13 protein-coding genes are annotated in these 14217 nt (G+C 43.6%); 9 read left to right on the plus strand and 4 right to left on the minus strand.

Annotation, left to right across the window (positions count from 1 at the left end):
* The first annotated feature begins 140 nt into the window (after nucleotides 1-140).
* The 3 genes from CDC37_RS09230 to CDC37_RS09240 all read left to right on the plus strand — a co-directional run bounded on the left by CDC37_RS09230 (nucleotide 141) and on the right by CDC37_RS09240 (nucleotide 3202).
* On the plus strand, nucleotides 141-965 hold the full coding sequence (locus CDC37_RS09230) for an IS982 family transposase (protein ID WP_096621153.1): 825 nt from the start codon (nucleotides 141-143) through the stop codon (nucleotides 963-965).
* 467 nt (nucleotides 966-1432) lie between these two features.
* Nucleotides 1433-1738 carry a DUF2499 domain-containing protein gene (locus CDC37_RS09235; protein ID WP_096621495.1) on the plus strand — a complete coding sequence of 102 codons (306 nt, stop codon included), beginning with the start codon at nucleotides 1433-1435 and terminating at the stop codon, nucleotides 1736-1738.
* Nucleotides 1739-1957: 219 nt separating this feature from the next.
* Nucleotides 1958-3202: an HhoA/HhoB/HtrA family serine endopeptidase gene (locus tag CDC37_RS09240; protein WP_231943344.1), complete on the plus strand. Its 1245-nt coding sequence runs from the start codon at nucleotides 1958-1960 to the stop codon at nucleotides 3200-3202.
* 598 nt (nucleotides 3203-3800) lie between these two features.
* On the opposite strand, the gene CDC37_RS09245 is transcribed toward CDC37_RS09240, so the two are convergent.
* The 3 genes from CDC37_RS09245 to CDC37_RS09255 form a co-directional block, all read right to left on the minus strand.
* Complete coding sequence (locus CDC37_RS09245) at nucleotides 3801-4151, minus strand: DUF1257 domain-containing protein (protein WP_096621497.1); 351 nt, start codon at nucleotides 4149-4151, stop codon at nucleotides 3801-3803.
* Nucleotides 4152-4296: 145 nt separating this feature from the next.
* A complete protein-coding gene (gene ycf46, locus CDC37_RS09250) occupies nucleotides 4297-5805 on the minus strand; it encodes a stress-responsive protein Ycf46 (RefSeq protein WP_096621498.1) in 1509 nt (502 codons plus the stop codon).
* 127 nt (nucleotides 5806-5932) lie between these two features.
* Nucleotides 5933-6283 (minus strand): hypothetical protein, encoded by a 351-nt coding sequence (locus CDC37_RS09255; RefSeq protein ID WP_096621499.1) that lies wholly within the window; start codon nucleotides 6281-6283, stop codon nucleotides 5933-5935.
* 241 nt (nucleotides 6284-6524) lie between these two features.
* Here CDC37_RS09255 and CDC37_RS09260 point away from each other — a divergent pair, with 241 nt between their 5' ends.
* Together CDC37_RS09260 and CDC37_RS09265 are read left to right on the plus strand one after the other, a co-directional pair.
* On the plus strand, nucleotides 6525-7094 hold the full coding sequence (locus CDC37_RS09260; RefSeq protein ID WP_231943346.1) for a hypothetical protein: 570 nt from the start codon (nucleotides 6525-6527) through the stop codon (nucleotides 7092-7094).
* A gap of 425 nt (nucleotides 7095-7519) precedes the next feature.
* Nucleotides 7520-8674 (plus strand): NAD-dependent epimerase/dehydratase family protein, encoded by a 1155-nt coding sequence (locus CDC37_RS09265; RefSeq protein ID WP_096621500.1) that lies wholly within the window; start codon nucleotides 7520-7522, stop codon nucleotides 8672-8674.
* Between the two features lie 733 nt (nucleotides 8675-9407).
* On the opposite strand, the gene hemE is transcribed toward CDC37_RS09265, so the two are convergent.
* Nucleotides 9408-10463: a uroporphyrinogen decarboxylase gene (hemE, locus tag CDC37_RS09270; protein ID WP_096621501.1), complete on the minus strand. Its 1056-nt coding sequence runs from the start codon at nucleotides 10461-10463 to the stop codon at nucleotides 9408-9410.
* A gap of 442 nt (nucleotides 10464-10905) precedes the next feature.
* Between hemE and CDC37_RS09275 the strand changes: the two genes are divergently transcribed.
* From CDC37_RS09275 to CDC37_RS09280, 4 genes are all read left to right on the plus strand, one after another.
* Nucleotides 10906-12141: a DUF4336 domain-containing protein gene (locus CDC37_RS09275; protein WP_096621502.1), complete on the plus strand. Its 1236-nt coding sequence runs from the start codon at nucleotides 10906-10908 to the stop codon at nucleotides 12139-12141.
* 15 nt (nucleotides 12142-12156) lie between these two features.
* Nucleotides 12157-12324, plus strand: coding sequence for a hypothetical protein (locus CDC37_RS24165; RefSeq protein ID WP_157780698.1), 168 nt, complete (start codon nucleotides 12157-12159; stop codon nucleotides 12322-12324).
* 44 nt (nucleotides 12325-12368) lie between these two features.
* A complete protein-coding gene (locus CDC37_RS25490) occupies nucleotides 12369-12497 on the plus strand; it encodes a hypothetical protein (RefSeq protein WP_255408916.1) in 129 nt (42 codons plus the stop codon).
* A gap of 210 nt (nucleotides 12498-12707) precedes the next feature.
* Nucleotides 12708-14204 carry an HlyD family efflux transporter periplasmic adaptor subunit gene (locus CDC37_RS09280; protein WP_096621503.1) on the plus strand — a complete coding sequence of 499 codons (1497 nt, stop codon included), beginning with the start codon at nucleotides 12708-12710 and terminating at the stop codon, nucleotides 14202-14204.
* Nucleotides 14205-14217: the final 13 nt, after the last annotated feature.

Genomic DNA, 14217 nt, shown 5'->3' on the forward strand with positions numbered 1-14217 from the left:
TACCAAAATCCATCATCAAAATCAACTTGACCAACTACTAACCCAAGTTGCTAGTTACTCTTCGCCAGCGCTTCGCGCTGGCGTGTCGCGTCACAATTTATAATAAAATCCCCTCCAAGAAGAAAAAAACGGAGGGGAATATGTTAAACGAAATAATTACTGTTTATGCTATCACTGATGACTTACTTAAAGCAATTGGTCATCATGATGATTGCCGTAGAAATATGAGTGATGCAGAAATTATGACAACGGCACTAATTGCAGCAATGTTTTTCTATGGTAATCATAGCAAGGCTTGTTGCTACATGAAAGAGCATAATCTTATTCCCAATATGTTAGATAAATCACGATTTAATAGAAGATTACACGGTATTTCGATGTTAATAAATGACTTATTTCATCAAATAGGTATGATACTAAAGGAGACTAGTGATTGTACTGAATATCTTTTAGATTCTTTTCCCGTACCAATGTGCGACAATATCCGTATTTTTAATGTCAAACTAATTAAGTCGGAAGATTATAGAGGTTATATTGCATCAAAGAAACGCTATTTTTATGGAGTTAGAGTTCAACTTTTAACTACTAAAAGTGGTATTCCTGTTGAGTTCGTATTTATGCCTGGTAGTGCTAATGATTCAAGAGCGTTAAATGCACTGCCATTAAATTTGCCACCAGGGAGTGAAGTGTATGGTGACTCTGCATACACGGATTATACAGCAGAAGATGACTTAAAAATAACTAGTCAAATTAACTTGAAAGTTATGCGAAAAAAGAATTCTCAGCGTCAAGACGAGCCGTGGAATCATTATATTAAGCAACATACCAGGCATTATATAGAGACTATTTTCAGTGCTATCACTTACCTTTTTCCCAAGTCAATTCATGCAGTCACATTTGATGGATTTCTATTGAAGATAGAAGCATTTATTTTTGCTTTTACTTTAAAACAAGCATTTATATAGCAAGTATTTTTTTTACTTCAATTAACTAAGCATATCTTGTGGGTTGCGCGTAGCGCAACCACACAACTTTGCGCGTGAAAACACGTGACTCCGGGTGCTTCGCACCCTGGAGTCCGATAACTAGCAACTTGGGTTACTAGTACCCGACCACATAACCTGGATTTCTCACGAGTAAGTTGTAAGCCTTGAGTAATACCATTTCCCTAAAATTTTGATACATTTTCTCTCCCTGCTCCCGAAAGCTCCCCCTGCATCTCCTGCTCTCCTAAATGTATCAACTTCAAAGTAAAACACAGTATAAGGGATTGATTTTCCTCCTAAACCCTAGGGGTACGCGTAGCGTCTACCCTACTCCCGTCATGGACTATTCCCTGTGGGTTTTAGGGTTTTGTGAGCAATGTGGGTAATGACATCAATTACTACTCCCTGTATTTTCAAATTATCAATCAGCAAAAATCACCAGAAATATGCACGCATTATCGATACCCACTTGGATAATTCACGTTTCCAGCGTCATTGAATGGATGGCAGCAATTTGGTTAATTTGGAGGTATGGTGAAGTTACAGGCGATCGCACTTGGTGGGGTTTGTCTTTGGCGATGTTACCAGCTCTAATTAGTGCCATGTGTGCTTGCACTTGGCATTTTTTCGATAATTCCCCCAGTTTAGAATGGCTAGTGACTCTCCAAGCTTCCATGACGGTTGTTGGTAATTTTACACTTTGGATTGCCGCCTATTGGCTATGGAAATCCAGTACCAATATTACGGGTTGATCCTCCTATTTCCCTGGAGACGACCCGATGGGTCGTCTCTACTCCCTATTCCCTACTTCCCACCAGGTGGTATCTACTCCCTATTCCCCACTCCCCACTCCCTCTACTCACTTCAGATTTCACATCTCCGTCATCGAGATGCAACATTATGTTCACATTTGCTATCTACAATCTAGGAGTAACGATTAAAAATATTCCTTATATTCTAGATTTATGAACATGTCCAAGCACACTCCTGACAAACAACCAGTAGAACAAAATCAATCACCAGCTAATCCTGGGATTTGGAAACGTGCAGCGATGAACCTGGCTTTGATTGGGTTAGGTTCGGGAATGGTATTTGCTGGTGGATATGTGGGTTCCCAACAATCCCAATTAGCTAGAGATGTCTCTAATGTTGCTGTCGGTTCTGCGAATGCGGCTCCGATTGTCCCTCCAGTTGAAAGTAATTTCGTCACCGGTGTCGTTAATCGTGTTGGGGATGCGGTTGTCAGAATTGATGCTTCCCGTACCGTCAGAAGTCGCATCCCAGCTGAGTTCAATGACCCGTTTTTCCGGAGGTTTTTTGGCGAAATCCCCAGCACTGGTAGACAACGGGTGGAACGGGGAACTGGTTCGGGATTTATTATCAGCCAAGATGGACAAATCCTCACTAATGCCCATGTTGTCAACGGTGCAGACCGCGTGAGAATTACCTTGAGAAATGGTCGCACCTTTGAAGGACGGGTTCTAGGTACTGATGAACTTACAGATGTGGCGGTTGTCAAAATAGATGCCACCAATTTACCAACGGTAAGATTAGCTAACTCTGAACAAATTCAAGCAGGTGAGTGGGCGATCGCTATTGGTAATCCTTTAGGTTTAGATAATACGGTAACAACTGGAATCGTTAGTGCCACCGGACGCAGAAGTAATCAAATTGGTGCCAGCGATCGACGGGTTAGTTACATTCAAACTGACGCAGCCATTAACCCAGGTAATTCGGGGGGTCCTTTACTTAACGCTCGTGGTGAAGTTATTGGGATGAATACAGCCATCATCCAAGGTGCGCAAGGATTGGGATTTGCGATTCCCATTAATACTGCCCAAAGAATCGCCCAGCAAATCATAACCTATGGTCAAGCCCAACACCCCTATTTAGGGATTCAAATGGTGACTCTTTCACCAGAAATTCGGCAGGATATTAACTCTGATCCACAATCAGGTATCCGTGTTAATGAAGATAGGGGTATCTTAATATTCCAAGTAGCCCCGAATTCTCCTGCCGCTAGGGCCGGAATTCGCCCCGGTGATATTATTACCAGGGTAAATGGTAATCCCGTCACTACCACAGATAATGTGCAAAGGGCTGTAGAAAATAGTCAAATTGGCCAGAATTTAAGCTTAGAATTGCGTCGCAACGGTCAAACCCTAAACCTCGCTGTCCAACCGGGTAATTTCCCAACCCAAAATGCACGACGCTAATTTAACCATTTACAAGCATTTTGAGCATGGGGGAGAAATCCCCCAATTTTTTTGCAAGTCTCTACTCCCCACTCCCTACCATGTTATCTCGTCCCTATGCTCCGCGTGGGGACGCATTCCACGAGGGCTACTGTCTCTAGATTCTTCAACCCAACCTACCCAATAATCAGGCTTTTAAGTCTAACTGAACTGTATTGGTCAATAAATACTTTATCAACCACTTCTTGAAGAAAGTAAATAGGCTCAAACGGTATATCGTCTCTCCCGATTCCCCACTCCCTACCATTTCGATATTGATTACACAATTTGAATTTCCTCAACTGAATTATAGGCAACCATAAGTTTCGTTAAGAAATGCTAAATTAAAAATGTCCAATTTCTGTGGACGCGCTCTGCGCAACTTTTCTAACAAAACCCAGATTCTCTCTTAGGTTTAACGTATTAACACTCAAGCGGTGACAACCATTGACGTGTATATTAATAAATAATAAACAAGATGGACTGGTCGGCTATACCTCCAGTCCAGTTAAAAAAGCGGGCTAACCGCCATATTCAAGTTGGTTAACCCGTGCAGTTTTGGGAACGCGCAGAAGGTTACTTATTGCAACACCAACTTAACGTTGGCATTTTGTAAACCACGTTGCTTAACTTCTGCTAATGTTTTATTAACTGCGTATTTTTGATTGATGGAGTTGATCAATTCGGTTTGGTTATGCTTCTTAGCAACACCCCACAGGTCAGCAATTAAGTCGAAGGAACCATCGCTGTTGCGAGACCAACCGAGGTCATATTCGCCTTCGAGAACTGCAACGATGTCAGCACGAACCCTTTGACCGTTGTATCCACGTACATCAGCATCGGTTTTTACGCTGATACCGAGGTCGCGTAAGGAAGATTTGAGGATTTCAGCTTCAGTGATTTTGGTGCGCAGAGTGCTAAAATGAGACATTTGGGTTTCCTCCAAAAAGAGAAGATAGAGAAAAAGGACAACAGTTTGTTTTGGCGAAGCCGCGATTTTCCAAGAGTTGCGGCTTTTTTATGCTGCTAGCATTTTCACGCTAGCCTTTCCCCTTGACTTAACAAGGGAAAGCTTGTTAAAACTCCATTCGCTGGTATTCAGCTACGGAGGCTGCTGCTGGACGCGCACGCTGTCTAGCCCAGTCGCGCAGGGCTGTCACCTGCTCTTGCATCGTTCGCGACAAGGGTAATGTGGCTTTGAGGGCAGCAATAATATCTAATTGATGGAACTCGCGGTCTTGGGCAAAGGCTTCGTACATTGCCGCAACAATCGCTTGTTCAATTTCAGCTCCCGAAAATCCATCTGACATCTTAGATAGCTGATCTAAGTCGAAACGAGAGATGTCGCTACGGCGTTTGCTAAGATGGATTTTGAATATATCTCGCCGTTCTTCTGGGGTGGGTAAATCCACAAAAAATATCTCGTCAAATCGACCTTTGCGCAGGAACTCACCCGGCAACCTTTCCACACGGTTAGCTGTTGCCATCACAAATACGGGGGATTTTTTCTCTTGCATCCAAGTCAAAAACGAACCAAATATCCGACTCGATGTCCCACCGTCGGAATCCCCTGACCCCGCGCTTCCCGCAAATGATTTATCTAATTCATCAATAAATAAAATCACTGGCGATATGGACTCGGCTGTCTTCAGGGCGTTACGCAGGTTCGCTTCCGAACGACCTACCATTGAACCATCGTAGACGCGACCCATGTCTAGGCGGAGAATGGGTAAACCCCATAGCCGTGAAGTGGTTTTGGCAATCAAAGACTTTCCACAACCCGGTACTCCTAAGATTAACATACCTTTTGGCTGGGGTAATCCGTATTCGCGGGCACGTTCTGTGAATGCATTAGAACGCTGGGTTAACCACTTTTTCAATTCCTCTAAACCACCCACCGCATCTATGGTTTCATCTTCTTCGATATATTCTAATATCCCATTACGACGGATGAGTTGGCGCTTTTCTGAAAGTACTATATCAACTTCTGTTTCGCTTAACTGTTTTGCCGTAACCTGAGCTTTGCGGTATACTTTCTCAGCTTCGTCTTTTGTTAATCCTAGTGCGGCTCGCAGTAACTTTTCCCTGGCTTCAGTAGTTAAACGCCGACCGCGACTTTGTTCTATGTGGTTTGTTAAAACTTCATTTAATTCGCTCATACTGGGAAGGGGGAAGTCCAGAACCACGACTTCCTTCTCCAACTCCACAGGTACCTTTTGGATTGGTGACATTAAAACTATATTCTTATATGTGCCCTTGAAGGATGCGATCGCATCTCGCAAAGACCTAACTGTTCCCGCATCGTCCGTAAACGGATGCAAATCTTTAAGAATAAAAATACCTGGTTCTTTTTGACGAATTATCCACTCTATTGCCGCCTCTGGCGACACTGTATTGTGCTGGGTTGACCGAGGTTGCCCATATTCCACAATTCCGTGGGTAACTGTCCATACATATACCCGCCGTTGCGGCTTCAAGGATTGGGCGATCGCAAATATTGATTGCTCTGACCGCTCTTCCTCCGAGGTCACAAGATAGATTAGGGGGTATTGAGCCTGAATTAAGACGTTTAGCTCTTCTTTCATACTTTGACCTTCTTGAGACCTACTCCAAGACCGTATGAGACCGTACAAAAACTGCTTTTATCGAGGATTCTATCGCTGTAATTATGATTCACAGTTTGCCTACCTCAATCCACAGCCTATTCGCATCCTAACAAGGAACTAATTCCCCTTCCCCTTGAGGACAGGATTCGTTCTCCCCGTCAGCAATAACATCAAAATCGAGTTCTTCCTGGGCAATGATACCCGCCTGTTTCCCTAGTGCTACTAGTTCATCATCCCGCAGGACTAAAGGACTTTCACAGTGGGGACAGTTGTAAACTCGGTGGGTGCTGCCGTACACACCCTCGTATCCGTCCACCAACTCGGAGTTTGCTAAGTAAAATACTAATGCTCGCTCGGCAAGTTCGGACATCGGCTCGGAACTAATTGCGGAATTAATTTTTAATTTTTTATGTACTTCTGGCGTTAAGTACAATGTAACCTTTTGCTTCGCTTGCATAATTCTTTAACGGTCGTACCCGGGTATGTATCCCACCTTATCGGTTGCTCCCTATCTTGTCAAGACGGTAAAACGTTTTGACGGCATTTTCTTAATATATTGTTACATTAGCACAAGAATAGCAACAGAGTCCTTTACCGGGGGTGTCGTTTAGTGTTTACTGTTGATTGAGTTGGGATTGCTCCTGTGGAGAAATTCCCGTCTACCCCTTGAGTCAGAAAAATAGGAGGTAAAGTTAAACGTGAAGATTTCTTCCTATTTAGCCAGTAGTCAGTTGTTGTGGGAGAGGATACAAAAAGATGCTGGTAGTAAATTTTCGGATTTGCTGAAAATATTGCTGTTAGGGATGCTAATTCTGGTTTTAGGTTGTAGTCATCAGGGTCATGGACTAAGTTCCAGCAGTTGGAAAATTTACAAAAACGCCCGTTATGGGTTTGAATTTCCCTACCCTAGTAACTGGAAAATCCAATCCCAACCCAATAATGCGGATGGGGTTGTACTTGTATCACCTGAAGATGAGTCAGTGGAAATTCGGTCTTGGGCAGCAAATCAGTTACCTAACTCTCTGCAATTGGAAACGAAAAGTCAGTCAAATACAAACCCTAATTTTCAGACTTTACAAGGGAAAAAAGGTATCTTAGTCGTGGAGGCGACCCCTGAAGTCAACTTGATTAAATTAACACTCTCCCATGACAAAATTGACTACACTTGGCAAGGGCAATCTCCCAGTCAGGAATTTAGCGATTATTACCAATTTTTTTATTACATTGCCCAGAACTATCGCATTGTGACAATTGGCAATCGCCTTTGATATTGAGTAAAGGAGGGGGAGTGGGGAGTAGGGGGTGGGGAGTTGATATTATCTCGTCCCTATGCTCCGCGTGGGGACGCATTCCACGAGGGCTACTGAGGGGAAGAAAATCTATCAAAATTAGAGTGAACTATTTTCTACTTGGTTGTGTCCAAACGTCATAGGGGACTAATTTCAAGCCGAGAAAGCCCCGTGGAATGTATCCTCAAGCGGAGATAGGAAAAAAGAAAAACTGCCTCCCCTGCTTCCTTGAGCAAAGCTGTGGATAAAAATAATTTATGCTGCTAAAAATCTGTAAAGCCTTGATATGGTGGAGATACAGGCGAAAAAACGAGCAAATTTTTCTGGGGAATCTGACACAAGGGTGGTTGAATAGGTACATAAACCTGGTAGATTTAGCTATCAGCGAGTAAAAACTGGTAAAAATGAAAGTCCTGGTAATTGGTGGCGATGGTTATTGCGGTTGGGCAACCGCGCTTTATCTGTCCAATCGAGGTTACGAAGTTGGAATTTTAGATAGTTTAGTGCGACGGCACTGGGATAATGAATTAGGTGTAGCAACCTTAACCCCGATTACACCGATTCAGCAACGTCTCCAGCGCTGGAAAGATTTGACAGGTAAAAATATCGACCTATTCATTGGCGATATTACAAATTACGGATTTCTCAAAGCCACGTTAGACAAATTTGAACCGAATGCGATTGTCCATTTTGGCGAACAGCGTTCAGCACCGTTTTCGATGATCGACCGGGAACATGCGGTCATGACCCAGGTGAATAATGTGGTGGGAACATTGAATCTTCTCTATGCCATGAAAGAAGATTTCCCCGATTGTCACTTAGTAAAATTGGGGACGATGGGTGAATATGGTACTCCCAATATTGATATTGAGGAGGGCTATATTACCATCGAGCATAATGGGAGGAAGGATACTTTACCCTATCCGAAACAACCTGGTTCGATGTACCATTTGAGTAAGGTACATGATAGCCATAATATTCATTTTGCTTGCCGAATTTGGGGCTTGCGGGCTACAGACCTCAACCAAGGGGTTGTTTATGGGGTGTTGACAGAAGAAACCGGTATGGACGAGATGTTGATCAATCGTCTTGACTATGACGGTGTATTCGGTACTGCCTTAAACCGTTTTTGTATTCAAGCTGCCATTGGTCATCCGTTGACGGTATATGGTAAAGGTGGACAAACACGGGGATTTTTGGATATTCGCGATACTGTTCGCTGTATTGAATTGGCGGTGGCAAACCCCGCAGAACCGGGAGAATTTCGTGTCTTTAACCAATTTACCGAACTGTTTAGTGTCGGTGATTTGGCTTTGATGGTGAAAAAAGCTGGAAATGCGATGGGATTAAATGTGGATATCCACAATATCAACAACCCTCGGATTGAGAAGGAAGAGCATTATTTTAATGCGAAAAATACCAAGCTACTGGATTTAGGTTTGCAACCCCATTATTTATCGGATTCCCTGCTGGATTCTCTTTTGAATTTTGCGATTAAGTATCAACATCGGGTTGATAAGAATGAAATTTTACCGAAGGTAACTTGGCATCGAAAGTAGGATATAAAATCCGAATTGGAAGCAAATCCTAAAACTTTTAGGGAGTAGGCAGTGGGGAGTAGGGATTAGAGACGACCCACCGGGTCGTCTCCAGAGGAGTAGTCATCTCTGTAGATACGCGTAGTTTCTCTGGGAAATGAGAAGTCTCTATGGGTTTATGTATAGGCAAAATACTTCTCCCAAAGAACTGACTTGTATCCACTTCTATCCAGTTGATTTGAATTCCGCTTTGTGCAAAAGAAAAACATGGAGATGTTTATCTATAACACCTCCATGTTTTATTTATAAAATTACAGGACTTACGCAATTACTACCCTGTATTTCTGACAAATTCCTTAAACCTACAGGGAGTAGAAGAAGAATTCATCCCTGACCCTAGACTGATAACTTACCTTGTGAGAAATCCGAGATTAGGCAGCTACTTCATTGCGACATCGGGTAGACGCGCAGTAGCTTCAGTAAAGTAGCAATCTCAAAGTCCAATACAGTTTAGTTAGACTTAAAAGACTGATTATTGGGTAGGTTGGGTTGAAGTAATGTAAAGGCAGTAGCCTCTTAGAATGCGTCCCTACGCGGAGCATCGGGACGAGATAGTCACAAAAACTGTGTGAACTTATGGGTAAATTTCCACAAAATCAACAGTCTATGCCAAGTCTCAACCCAACCTACAGTTATCTTTAACACCAACCGTATTGTCTCAAAGTCTTGTTTTATCGTAATAAGTGGGTAAGTCCTAAACAGTAGCGAGATTGAGATTTTTGGCAGTCTCAAAGAAGAAAGCCACATTTTCTTCTGGGGTTTCCGGTAACACACCGTGTCCTAAATTGAGGATATGTCCCCAATTACCAGCCTTTTTGACGGTATCGTAAATGCGATCGCGGATAAATTCTTGGGAACCAAATAAAACCCCTGGGTCTAAATTCCCTTGGACTTTCATGGTTTTACCTAAGCGTTGACGAGCATCGGCCATATCTACTGTCCAATCGACGCTGACGATATCCGCACCGGATTTACCCATTCTTTCCAATACACCAGCGCTACCACTAACAAGTAGAATTAGGGGTGTATCGGGGTGGGTTTGTTTTACGGCTGCAAAAACTTTTTGTTGGTAAGGAAGGGCAAAGGTATCATAATCTTGGGGAGAAAGTTGACCAGCCCAAGAGTCGAACATTTGCACAACCTGTGCTCCGCAGTCGATTTGATGGCGAATGTAGATGGCTATAGACTCGGAAAGTTTATCCAATAGCAAGTGTAAAACTGTCGGGTCAGAAAAAGCCATGTTTTTGATCACCGAATAGGTTTTAGAACCCTTACCTTCAACTGCGTAAGCAGCTAACGTCCAAGGTGCGCCAACAAAGCCCAATACCGTGGACTGATTTCCTACCTCTTGCCGTAATGCTTGGAGAATGGTTCTAATAAACGGTAGAGACTCGTCAGGGTTGAGGGGACGCAGTGCGTTCACCTGTTCAATCGTGCGAATGGGTTGGTGGATAATTGGTCCTTTACCTTCAGCTATATCCATCTCGATGCCGATACCCGGTAAAGGGGTGACAATATCCGAAAATAGAATTACACCATCGGGTTGAAAAGCTCGCCAAGGTTGGAGAGAAACTTCGATGGCAACTTCTGGAATTTCGGAACGCTCCCGGAATGAAGGGTATTTTTCGCGCAAATCTCGATATGCTTTCATGTAGCGTCCTGCTTGACGCATCATCCAAACAGGGGGACGGCTTAATACTTCTCCACGGGCAGCGCGCAAAAGATGCGGCTCATTTGAGGCAACACCCATTAACACTTCATCCTATATTACTTTTTTATTTCACCCTTTAGCTTACCACTCAAGGAGTATATTGATGATGAGGGAGTTGGGAATTGGGAGTAGCCAACATGTAACGCTGACTCCAAAAGCCCATGAAAGCAGTTTTTCCCCTACCCACTATAGCCACTTGTTTTGCCACTTGTAGTCTACATGTTTAAGTCAGTCTCCCACATCCTTTGGACACAAACAAACATACATTTAGCTTTAGCTTGGCCTAAAGGGTCTAAATAGTTCATTCCTACTCCCCACTCCCTATTTACAAGCGAGGGAAAATCACTTTCATTGGCTCTGATGTCAACAGTACATGCAGGCTATTTCCACTGTCCGGATTTTAGAATTAAGCTGAAAGATGGGAATTTATTGATAATTTTATTAATAGCCTCAACGAATTTTTGGTGTAGCCGAGTCCGGAATGAAAGTGCAGCGATCGCAAATTTTAACTCAGAATCAAAAGGATTTTTCGTGGCGATACTGGTTCACGTTGCCAATTTACCCTTTTGGTCAACGACAAACTATTCGCACGGAAGTAATTAAGGATACTATCTGGACTTTTGACCAACTGCAAGGGATATTTTATGTGGTTGTCCCGGTGCGGATGACTGTGGTGAAGTTAAGTCAAGGTGGTTTGTTGGTTTATGCTCCCGTTGCACCCACACCTGAGTGTATACGCTTGGTGGAAGAGCTGGTGAGGGAACACGGGGATGTTAAGTATATTATTTTGCCAACTATTTCCGGGTTGGAGCATAAGGTATTTGTTGGCCCGTTTGCGCGTCATTTTCCCCAAGCTGTAGTCTATGTTGCTCCAAATCAATGGAGTTTTCCTGTGAATCTACCGTTGAGTTGGCTAGGTTTACCGCGTCAACGCACCAAAATTCTACCTAGCGACAGCAAACAATCACCCTTTAGTACAGATTTCGATTATCAGGTGTTAGGACCAATTTATTTAGGCCCGGGTCAATTTGAAGAGGTAGCTTTTTTCCATAAATCTTCCCGTACTTTACTTGTTACGGATACGATTGTTTCCATTCCTCCAGACCCCCCAGCGATTATCCAGCTTAATCCTTTTCCCCTTCTCTTCCATGCTAAAGATAAAGCTGCGGATATCATCATCGATAATCTTGCTAATCGTCGCAAAGGATGGCAACGTATTTGTTTATTTGCCATGTATTTTCGTGCTAGCACTCTGGAAATACCTAGTTGGGGTGAGGTGATTCAGGAAACATGGAAAGCCTGGAAAGCCAAACAATACAGTTATAAATCCTATTTTGGTTTATACCCGTTTAAATGGAAAAGTGATTGGCAACGCTCCTTTGAAGCTTTACGGGGAAATGGTAGGATTTTTGTTGCACCGATTTTACAAACTTTAATCTTAAATCGCGCTCCTAGAGAAACGTTAGTTTGGGCTGAAAGTGTGGCGCAGTGGGATTTTTATCGGATTATCCCTGCCCATTTTGATGCACCAATCACCGCCACACCCCAGGATTTTCGTCAAGCTTTTGCATTTTTGCAACGCCAACCCCTGTTAAATGGAAGTAGTGGTCATACCTATCCCCTCCCCGAAGAAGATTTTCAGGTATTGAGGGAAATCGATGCAGGGTTAAATCGTTTAAGTATTGTCCCTCCGGCAGAGGATATTTCCGTAAATTAACGTAGAATTGAAGAAGTGCAAGCAAGGTTGATACTACAAGCAGCCGTCAATGCTAATGATGCGATCGCCGATGGTAAGTTATTTGCTATCGATGCAATTTGGATCCCATCTGGTTCAGAACCTGAGGACGGTCGGGGCAAGGTTTTCCGTCATGAGCAGAAGGATTATGATGTGGCGAAATGAACTGTTGAGGTGACACCTGTATATGCTCTGGGAATCGATGATCAATGGGTATATGGAGTTGCCCAGGGTTAATTGCGATCGCCATGACTCCCATTTCCGGCATTATTGGCTCTCTGCTCGACTTTATCCATTTTATTGAAGAGGAAATGGTAGCAAGATCAGAAATAAGATAGTTTGGAATGTTTCTGATGAACTTGCTACGGGAAGAATTTCTTGTTTTCATGCTACCGTTTGCGGCAATAGCCGTGCAGAGTATAACCAAGATCAAGATTGGTTATGGAAGAATCGACTATACTCGATAAAGCAAGTGCTATTCAAACTAAATTATTTCCCATAACTTCTAATTATTCCGATTAATTTTAGCTCTCCATCAAAATATCCCTATGCAATCTCGATTATCAGCCAATGCAGCTCAAGCACGACAAACCAAACAAATGTTTGCGCGTCCGGAAGAACAGTTATCCTACGAATTAGGGAAAGCCGTTCAGGAATTGCCACCATTATATACACGCGTACTTGCTGGTACAATTAGTGCAGTGGTATTTGGCGCGATCGCCTGGGCCCATTTTTCCAAAATAGATGAAGTTGCCGTTGCACCGGGAGAATTAATTGCATCGACCCAAGTGCGTCCAGTCACATCCATTGGTAACGGTTCAATTATCGCCGTTCGAGTCAAAGAAGGCGATCGCGTCGCCAAAGGGGATATACTAGTAGAAAGAGACCCGGAATTTCAACAAACAGAGGTAGCCCGACTAGCTCGCTCCAGTAAATTAATTCAAGAAGATTTACGGCGCTTAGATGCGGAACGCACAGGAACACAAACCACAGGAAGTACCATCCTCAACGAATTATCAGCATCAAGGTTGCGGGACTTTGAAGCCAGAAGAGCAGCAGCAGAAGCAGAAGCCCAACGTCAACAAGCCCTCATCGACCAAGCCAAAGTGCGTCTAGTTAGATTGGAAGAAAATCTCAAAAACGCCCGCACCAGTCTAGTTAACGCCCAAACCAATTATACCAATGCCCAAGCAGTCAGTGCCCAAATCAAAGAAAGTTTAGCGATCGCTCAAAAACGTGAAGCCAGTCTACGTTCCTTGGCTCAGGAAAACGCCGTTCCCCGCCTAGACTACTTAGAAGCCCAAGACCGCCTCAACACCGCTAGCGCCCAAATAACCCGCGCTCAGGACGAAGAAGTCAACGCCCGCAACCGCATCACCGAAGCTCAAAACCGAGTAGAATCCCTACAAAAGGATATTATTGCCCAAGCCCAGGAAATCCGCCAAGCCCAACAAGCCTACCAATCAGCCCGCAGTCAAGCTGCTAGACTTGCAGCCGAACGCCAAAGTGAAATCCTCACCCAAATCAAACAACGTCGTGAAGAACTCGCTGATGTATCCGGGAAACTGGAGCAAGCTCGCAAACAAGCCGAATACGAAACAGTGAAAGCTCCCGTATCGGGTACGGTTTATAAGGTCAAAGCCACCAAAGGACCAGTGCAAGCGGGGGAGGAATTACTATCTATATTACCTGATGGTCAGGAATTATTATTAGAAGTCAGAGTTCTCAACCGCGATATCGGTTTTATCCGGGAAGGAATGCCCACAAAAGTTAAACTCGCGACCTTCCCCTTCCAGGAATTCGGCACAGTGGAGGGAGAAGTTGTTCAAGTAAGTCCCAATGCGATCGTCGATCAGGACTTAGGTTTAGTCTTCCCCACCCGGATTAAATTAAAACGCCACTCCGTCATGGTACGAGGTAAAGAAGTGAAATTTACACCAGGTATGGCGGCGAACGGAGAAATTGTCACCCGGCGGAAGTCAGTTTTAACCTTTATTATGGAACCAATTACCAGAAGATTTAGCGAAGCTTTTTCTGTTCGGTAAGCTGCATCCAAAT

Source organism: Calothrix sp. NIES-3974 (genome assembly GCF_002368395.1).
Lineage (GTDB): Bacteria > Cyanobacteriota > Cyanobacteriia > Cyanobacteriales > Nostocaceae > NIES-3974.